Here is an 8077-nt window from a genome sequence, read left to right as displayed (position 1 = left end):
TCTTTGGCTTTTTTCATGTCACCGCCGCACTTACCTTCACCGCATTTACCTTCTGCAGCTTTTTTCATATCGCCGCCACACTTACCTTCACCACATTTACCTTCTGTGGCTTTTTTCATGTCGCCGCCACATTTGCCTTCACCGCACTTACCTTCTTTAGATTTGCTTTCGCCACCATCAAGTTGGTAACCGGCATTCATTTGCTCAAAACCAAATGGGTTCGCTTCAACAGAAGTTGATACACCTGCAGTTAATACCACTGCGCCTAAAGCCATTGCTACTGTAGTTTGTTTTACTGAGTTCATAATAATCTTCCTTATATTCAAACTTTATAATGGTGACCAACAACTAACAGTGCTGGCTTACACTTTAATAGACCTACAACCGTTTACTTTTATTTCACAAAAATTGATCTAAATCATAATTATTTTCAAAAATTCTTGCTAGAAAGCCCAGACTATTTGTAATCATAGTGTAAATTTATGATGTATCAACCTGATATTTAAGATTAATATTACTTTTTCAACTTATTTGTATTTTTTCACTGTATTGAAATGAATTTGTATAAAAAGCTAAAGTCGCTAGAATGGCGCTCCTTTAATTGACAACAGGTTGAACCGTGCGCGTAGTATTAGCTCCGATGGAAGGCGTCATTGATGATTTGATGCGAGAAATATTGTCTGAAATTAATCCATATGACTTAGTGGTCACTGAGTTTGTGCGAGTAATCAGCCAATTGCTTCCTGAAAAAGTGTATTACAAACTTTGCCCTGAACTCCATAACGGCGGGTTTACCGCATCAGGTACCCCTGTTCGTATCCAATTATTGGGGCAACATCCAAGTGTAATGGCTGAAAATGCCCAACGAGCCGTAGAGTTAGGCTCACAAGGTGTTGATGCTAACTTTGGTTGCCCTGCAAAAATGGTCAACCGCAGTAATGGCGGCGCGGTATTACTGCAATACCCAGATACCATCCACGATATAGTAAAAGCCATGCGAGATGCTGTACCTGCTGAGCAACCTGTTACCGCAAAAATTCGTCTAGGCTTTGAAGATAAGTCTTTGTTTATGGAAAATGCGTTAGCTGTATATGAAGCTGGCGCCACAGAGTTAGCTATTCATGCACGCAGTAAAGTCGACGGTTATAAACCTCCTGCTTATTGGGAATACATAACCGAAGTACGTGAGCGCTTACCGATTCCAGTGATTGCTAATGGTGAGATTTGGAATGCTGATGATGCCAAGCGCTGTATGGAAGTGACAGGCTGTGACAACATCATGCTTGGTCGCGGGGCTATGTCGCTACCAAACTTAGCGGCAACCATTAAAGATGGCGTAGCACCTTATACCTGGTCACAAACCTTAAGTTTACTGCTGAGCTACACCCAAAAACAGCTTATTGGCAAAAAATCTGATTATTATCCAGCACGGGTGAAGCAATGGTTCACCTATCTTAATAAGCAATACCCAGAAGCAGACACATTGTTTAGAGAGTTAAGAGTGATGAAAACAACAGATGATATTGTGGCGATTTTAGAAAAAGCATACGAGCAAAATAATAAATAATGGAATTAGTTATTTGGTTACCTGCACTTTATATGAATAAAGCTTAATATTAGATGACATAAATGAAGCCTTGATTTGATCTCCATCATAACAATACTGCTGTATAGCGTTAGACTACATACCCAGTAAAATGATTAAGTAATTAGGCCCTTTTGTGAGTACTCAAGAGATACAACAAACATTAATGCAAAAAGAAGCACAGCTTAAATACGAGCTAGTGCATCACCTGAATCAGCAGGTTAATGTAAATAGTGCAGCTCAAATTCATTTTAATATGAGTTTGACAGAGCTGATTGAGTTAATGAGTAGCCAAAATTTAACAGACAGCCCTCTTTTCAGCCAACTGACTCGCCTAGATGCTGCTCTTTGCCAACTAGAATTAGGTCTGTATGGTTTGTGCTCTGATTGCGAATCTGAAATAGAACCAGATAGATTAGCAATCGATCCTACTGAGCAGCGCTGCGCTCATTGTGATGCAAAACACCGTCAAGAACACCGCCAAGAACTTCGTTTAAGTCACTAACCTTTTTTATTTCAACTCTTCTTTATTCTCTCATTTACGTTCTTTGTTGAATTAAAACCAATAAAAAAACCTCCGACTCGCGGAGGTTTTTTAGCTTTAAACTTTAGAAAAGTTTAGAAACGTTGGCTTAAGCGAATGTAATAAGTACGACCTAATACATCATATAAACCTACGTTTACATCGCGGTAATCTGCGTAGTCATAATATGTTGGTGCTTCTTCATCAAGTATGTTGTTAACACCTACTGTGATAGAACCATTCATTGAGTGATTGTAAGCAAACTGCACATTATGTTTGAAGTAAGTACCATAGTCTGTGTAGTTGTCATACTCTTCTAGTTCACGCCAGTATTCAGCTGATTGGCTACCAATATATACTGTAGTCCATGCTGCACTGAAGTCATCGTAACTCCAACCTACTGCAAAGTTACCACGTAAATCTGGATAATCAGTAGAGCCTGAATAATCAATCATTGCAGATTCTGCATTATCCTGTTTCTTGAAATCAAGTACTTTTGATAGGTCAAGTTTGAAGTTCCAGTCACCAACACTACTTTCTAAGTTATACGCTGTGACAAAATCAATACCTGAAGTCTCAACGGTTGCAATGTTACGCACACCTGATTCAATGTACTCAATTTTTCCGTCAGCACCACGAGTAACGAAGTCAGATGTACCTTCACGTAACTCATCACGTAAGATGTCATCTACACCCACTGATTCAATCTTATTGTCATAAGTAATTGAATAGTAAGAAACCTCTACATTCCAATCATCATTAACATTCCAAACACCACCGACAGTAAACGAATTACCCTCTTCAGCTTCTAGATTAGGGTTGCCACCGAACCAAGTTTTATGTTGTTGGTTAGGATCACAATATGTATCGTCATCATTACCTGCAGTATTACACCATAAGTTATCAAGTGACGACTCAAAGCTTAATGCTTGTGAAGAGAACATCTCACCCATGTTTGGTGCACGGAACGAGTCGCCATAACTTGCACGTAGTAATAATGAATCAACTGGACGCCAGCTTAAACCAAGCTTAGGCACTACAGCATCAAAGGTTGAAGAATTGACAATATCACCTGTTGCACCAGTAAGCTTACCTTCTTGCTCGTAACGTTCATAACGAACAGCAGCTGAAACTTCAAAGTTCGCAGGTAAGCCCATTTGGAATTCTAAGTAACCAGCTGTACGATCACGAGTTGCGTTAACATCGTCACCACCAGAACCACCAGAAATAATTCCTGCAGCAGACTCAGGATCTGAAGTTTGTTTAAAATCAATCATTTCATACTCAGCACCCGCAACCATTGCTAAGCTAAAATCACCTTCATCAATAAGTAAAGTAGAGACTAAACCATCAATTTGGGTACTTTCAAATTTACCTTGATAAACCCCTGTATGCGCAGCAGCGCCATACAGTTCAGACATTTGGCCATTCCACTCTTCATAGCTCATGCCTGAAGTGTTGAAAATATCATAATTCCCAGTATCAATTTCACGCTGAATGATACTGTCATTAATCAAGTTATAGCCAAATGAGTTAGTTGTAGAAGATGAGCTTTGTACATTAAACTCCCAATCTAAGCCGTTACCTACATCAGCAAAACCAACAAAACCTGCTAAGATATCGAAATTATTCGTTTCAGTTAAAGTGTCACGTTCACCGATTTGAACTGAGCGCATGTAAACAGTAACGTCTTCTCCACCCGTTGAAGCATAAGGGTTATAAGGGTTATCTGCTGACATTACTGGATAGTTAGTTGATACTGGCGTACCCGCATAACGAGTTTCTGTTTCAGCTAAAGAGGCGGTTGCACGTCCACGGAATTGAATATCATCTGTAATATCGTAACTAAAATTAGTTAAGAATGAGTTACGGGTCGAATCACCAAATAATTTGGTCACTTCTCCATAACTGTATAAACAGCGTCCATCAGAGTTTAATACTGTATTATCTACTTGATCACAAAACTCTGAATTGTCTACCCAGCCAGAATCTGAAATACCATTAGGAACTGAACTAAATGTACTGTATGCACCATACGTATCATCATCTAACTTCCAAACATCACGATCCATAACAGCTTTAGTATCATAATACTCATAGGTAAAAGTGATATTCCCTTTATCAGTATTGTAACCAGTCGCTATTGATAAACGCTCTGCATCACCGCCTTCTACATCAGGCATCTCATAGCTGTAATCAAGTTGTACGCCATCAAATTCTTTCTTGGTAATAATGTTAATTACACCAGCTACAGCATCTGAACCATAAACAGCAGATGCGCCATCACGTAAAATTTCAATTCTTTCTACGATAGACATAGGGATTGAAGATGTATCTGCTACTGCGCCAGAACTTGAACTGGTTCCAGGCATACGACGACCATCCAGCAGTACTAATGTTGCAGAAGCACCAAGACCACGTAAGTTAACACTACTAGTTGAACTTGCGCCTGAGCCATAACCCGACACACCACGCCATGAGCCAAAGCTGTTAATAGCTGAGTTATTTAAAACATCTGCTACTGTTTTTTCACCGGTCATTGCGATTGCTGCTGCATCGATTACTGTGACAGGCGAAACGGTTTCCATATCGACTTGCTTAATACGTGAACCTGTTACTTCAATTCTTTCTACTTTCTCTGGTGCATCTTCAGCAAATGCAACACCTGAGAAAGCAACTGATGCTGCTGTCGCAGCTAGAATACTGCGACGAATCGCCTTAGCTGTTAACGTTAATGAACTCATGTAAATCTCCCTGGATGTTAGTTTTACTAACACATTGACTTTTTATTGTTTTATTTGGTTAAACCGAGGTTATAACCTCAGCTCGATACTGTTAAAACAACGTAAATCATTCAATGAGGGATACATTAATTTAACGATTTGGGTACAAATTGATACACGAAATAGTGAGCTAAATCACCATAGGTCAGCAAATAACCTTGAAAAACATGTGGTTGATTTTCACCAAGACATTACACCTTAAAAGCTGAGGCGGAAGATACAAAAAGAAACACCTGATACATGAAAGTAAAAACAACTTAACAGACTGATACAACTGTAAATATTAAGAATAAAATCGACAGATACACCTTACATATGTTTAGGGAAAGTTAACTGGTTATTTTGTTTTAAAAACAAAAAATCCCAGCCGACATCTCGACTGGGATTTTATTAACAAGATTTCTTAAAAATTAAGACTTCTTGATTAGAACTTCACGCTAGCACGAACGAAGAAGTAACGACCTAATACATCATAAGTGTACGGATCGGTATTCGAATCGTTGTTACCTGTGTAGTATGGAGGCTCTTCATCTAATACGTTATTCACACCACCAGACAATCTAACTGTTTCGGTAATGTCATAGTTAGCTGAGATATCGTGGTAAACGATTGAGTCAACTGAAGGCGCGTAACAATCACTTGGATCATCTTTACAAGCGAATGAATCCATACCGTCAATGTAACGAGCTTCATATGTTGCTGACCAATCATCACCAGCTGCTGTTAGGTTAAAGTTAGTTTTTAACTCAGCATATGCGCCCACACCACCAGTGATGTAACCTTTATAATCAACAGCATTACCATCTTGGTCAAATTCTTCATATGTATCTAAGATAGAAGTATCAAGACCCGCTTTCCAATCTAGACCTAAACCTTCGAATGTGTATGCTAAGTTAATGTCGAAACCAGATGTATTTGTTTCACCAATGTTTTGTAAACCATTATCAAAACTTATACGGCCAGTGTTATCAATTTCAATGTTAGATGCCTGACATAAAGCAGTACCTTCATTGATCTTGTTGCCGTTTGCATCTAAACACTGGTTAGCAATGTAGTTTGAATCTACTGAAGTAATTGTATTTGTAATGCCAATATCGTAGTAATCAACAGTTAACGATAAACCATCAACAAAGCTTGGAGAATAAACTAAACCAAGAGTAGTAATATCCGCTTCTTCAGGTGTTAACAGTGGGTTACCACCAACTGTTACTTCCGCTTGAGTTTGATCTGTTGCGGGGTGAACAATTTGATCGAATGATGGAGACTTACCACCAAATAATTCTGATACTGTTGGTGCACGGAAAGCGGTAGATTGACCACCACGAAGCATTAAATCATCAATTACACGCCAAGTTAAACCAAGTTTCCAAGTCGTATCATCACCGAATGTGCTGTAATCGAAATAACGAATAGCAGCGCTCAGATCAACTTGCTGAAGTAATGGAATATCACTGATTAGCGGAATTGCAAGCTCAACGTAAGCTTCATTAACATCAAATGAACCTGAAGTTGCTTCAACACGTGGGTCATTTGCAAGACCTTGTGCAGTCAACGAATCTGGAGTGTAGTATGCAGATTCTTTACGGAATTCATAACCCGCTGCAAAACCCATGGTACCAGCAGGTAAATCAACGATATCACCAGAAAGAGAAAGCGAAGCAATATCTAACTCACTACCACCAGCATTAACTTCTGTATATACGAATGGAGCAATACTATCGCCCATCCAAGATGACTGAAGAAAAGGATCAAACTCTTCAGCTTGCACTGCATCATTGATAGAGCCAATGTTATGTAAGTTAGCTAATGTGTCTACTGAATCATTCTTACCTTTATTGTAAGAAGCATCCCATGTCCAACCATTGTCGAACTCTCCTTCAACACCAACAACTAAACGGATCGTGTCAACAACTTGAGAAAAGTCACGTGAACCAGTTTCAACCATACGACGACCGTAATCTACAAGTTCGCCATCTTCTACCCATGGTAGAAGATCATCAGTCATCCAACCGCCTGCAGAAATTGGCTGGTATTCCCAAGACTCACTATTCCAGATTGGTTGTGGTGCCATTTGTTGGTCAGACCAACGCTTAGAGTACATAGCTTCAGAGAAGAACATGATTGAATCAGATAGCTCGTAAGTACCAGCCATACTTAAATTCAAACGCTCCATCGGAGTAGATAGAAAACTTGAAGCTGAATAGTTATAACGGTCAGCATCAGTGAACTCATGGTACTCACCACCACGACCACTTAAATCAGCACCATTTGCTCCCCAAATATGGCCGCCTTCTGAGTATGAAGAACCGGCACAATATAGGCCGTCAGCACCTTCAGCAATTGGACATTCAGAAAAGTCACGATCTGCTTGGCTCGCGTCACCACGTTTAGTGTACTGAGCGTTGATGACAACGTTACCTTTATCAAAGGTATTACCCATAGTGAAATCGACACTTGATTCGTCTGCATCACCTTGACCAGATACACCAGTTTGAACGTTTAATTCAAAACCATCAAAATCACGCTTTAAAATAACGTTCACAACACCCGCAATTGCATCGGTGCCGTATACAGCAGAAGCACCGTCTTTTAGTACTTCAACACGTTGAATCATAGAAACTGGAATGGTGTTTAAATCCACAGAAGACGCTGCACCAGTACCAGAAGCGATCATACGACGACCGTTAACAAGTACTAGAGTACGGTTTGAACCTAAACCACGAAGGTTTACACGGGCGTTACCACCTGAGCCGTTATTCACAGCTGCATTGGTCATGGCACCACCAGAAGATGTCATCTTCTGTAATACATCATCAATTGATGTTGCGCCTGAAGCAATAATAGCTGAAGCGTCAATAACGCTAACTGGGCTAGCAGTTTCCATATCGGTACGTTTAATACGTGAACCAGTAACTGCAATTCTTTCTACTTTCTCAGCTTGCGCTTCTTCAGCAATAACACTGCCTGAAAAAACTGAACCTGTTGCGACGGTTGTTGCTGCTATTGTCAAAAAGCCACGGCGGATTGCCTTAGCTGTCAAAGATAATGAACTCATTATTAAACTCCCTTCGTCATAATCAAACATAAAGTCACGACGTTATATTTTTTATTTTTAGGTTAATTATTTAATCAACCGAGAGCATTATTGTTAAATAAAATGACAATAGTCAACATTTATTACAAATT

The 8077-nt window shown here is 39.6% G+C and carries 5 protein-coding genes; 2 read left to right on the top strand and 3 right to left on the bottom strand.

Features of this window, described 5'->3' with window-relative positions; translation table 11 throughout:
* Window positions 1-305: hypothetical protein (locus BCU84_RS19065; RefSeq protein WP_102529635.1), on the bottom strand; the 305-nt coding region annotated here is incomplete at its 3' end.
* A 314-nt stretch (window positions 306-619) separates the two neighbouring features.
* Here BCU84_RS19065 and BCU84_RS19060 point away from each other — a divergent pair.
* Entirely contained in the window at window positions 620-1567 is a 948-nt protein-coding gene (locus tag BCU84_RS19060; RefSeq protein WP_102529634.1) for a tRNA-dihydrouridine synthase, read from the top strand.
* A 154-nt stretch (window positions 1568-1721) separates the two neighbouring features.
* Window positions 1722-2090, top strand: coding sequence for a TraR/DksA C4-type zinc finger protein (locus BCU84_RS19055; protein WP_102529633.1), 369 nt, complete (start codon window positions 1722-1724; stop codon window positions 2088-2090).
* Between the two features lie 113 nt (window positions 2091-2203).
* On the opposite strand, the gene BCU84_RS19050 is transcribed toward BCU84_RS19055, so the two are convergent.
* Window positions 2204-4852, bottom strand: a complete 2649-nt coding sequence (locus tag BCU84_RS19050) for a TonB-dependent receptor (RefSeq protein WP_102529632.1) — start codon at window positions 4850-4852, stop codon at window positions 2204-2206.
* Between the two features lie 463 nt (window positions 4853-5315).
* On the bottom strand, window positions 5316-7946 hold the full coding sequence (locus tag BCU84_RS19045) for a TonB-dependent receptor (protein ID WP_102529631.1): 2631 nt from the start codon (window positions 7944-7946) through the stop codon (window positions 5316-5318).
* Window positions 7947-8077: the final 131 nt, after the last annotated feature.

Source organism: Shewanella sp. 10N.286.51.B7 (assembly GCF_002873615.1).
GTDB classification, from domain to species: Bacteria; Pseudomonadota; Gammaproteobacteria; order Enterobacterales; family Shewanellaceae; genus Shewanella; species Shewanella electrodiphila.
Note: the sequence above shows the minus strand (reverse complement) of the source record. Positions and strands in the feature narration are given on the sequence as shown.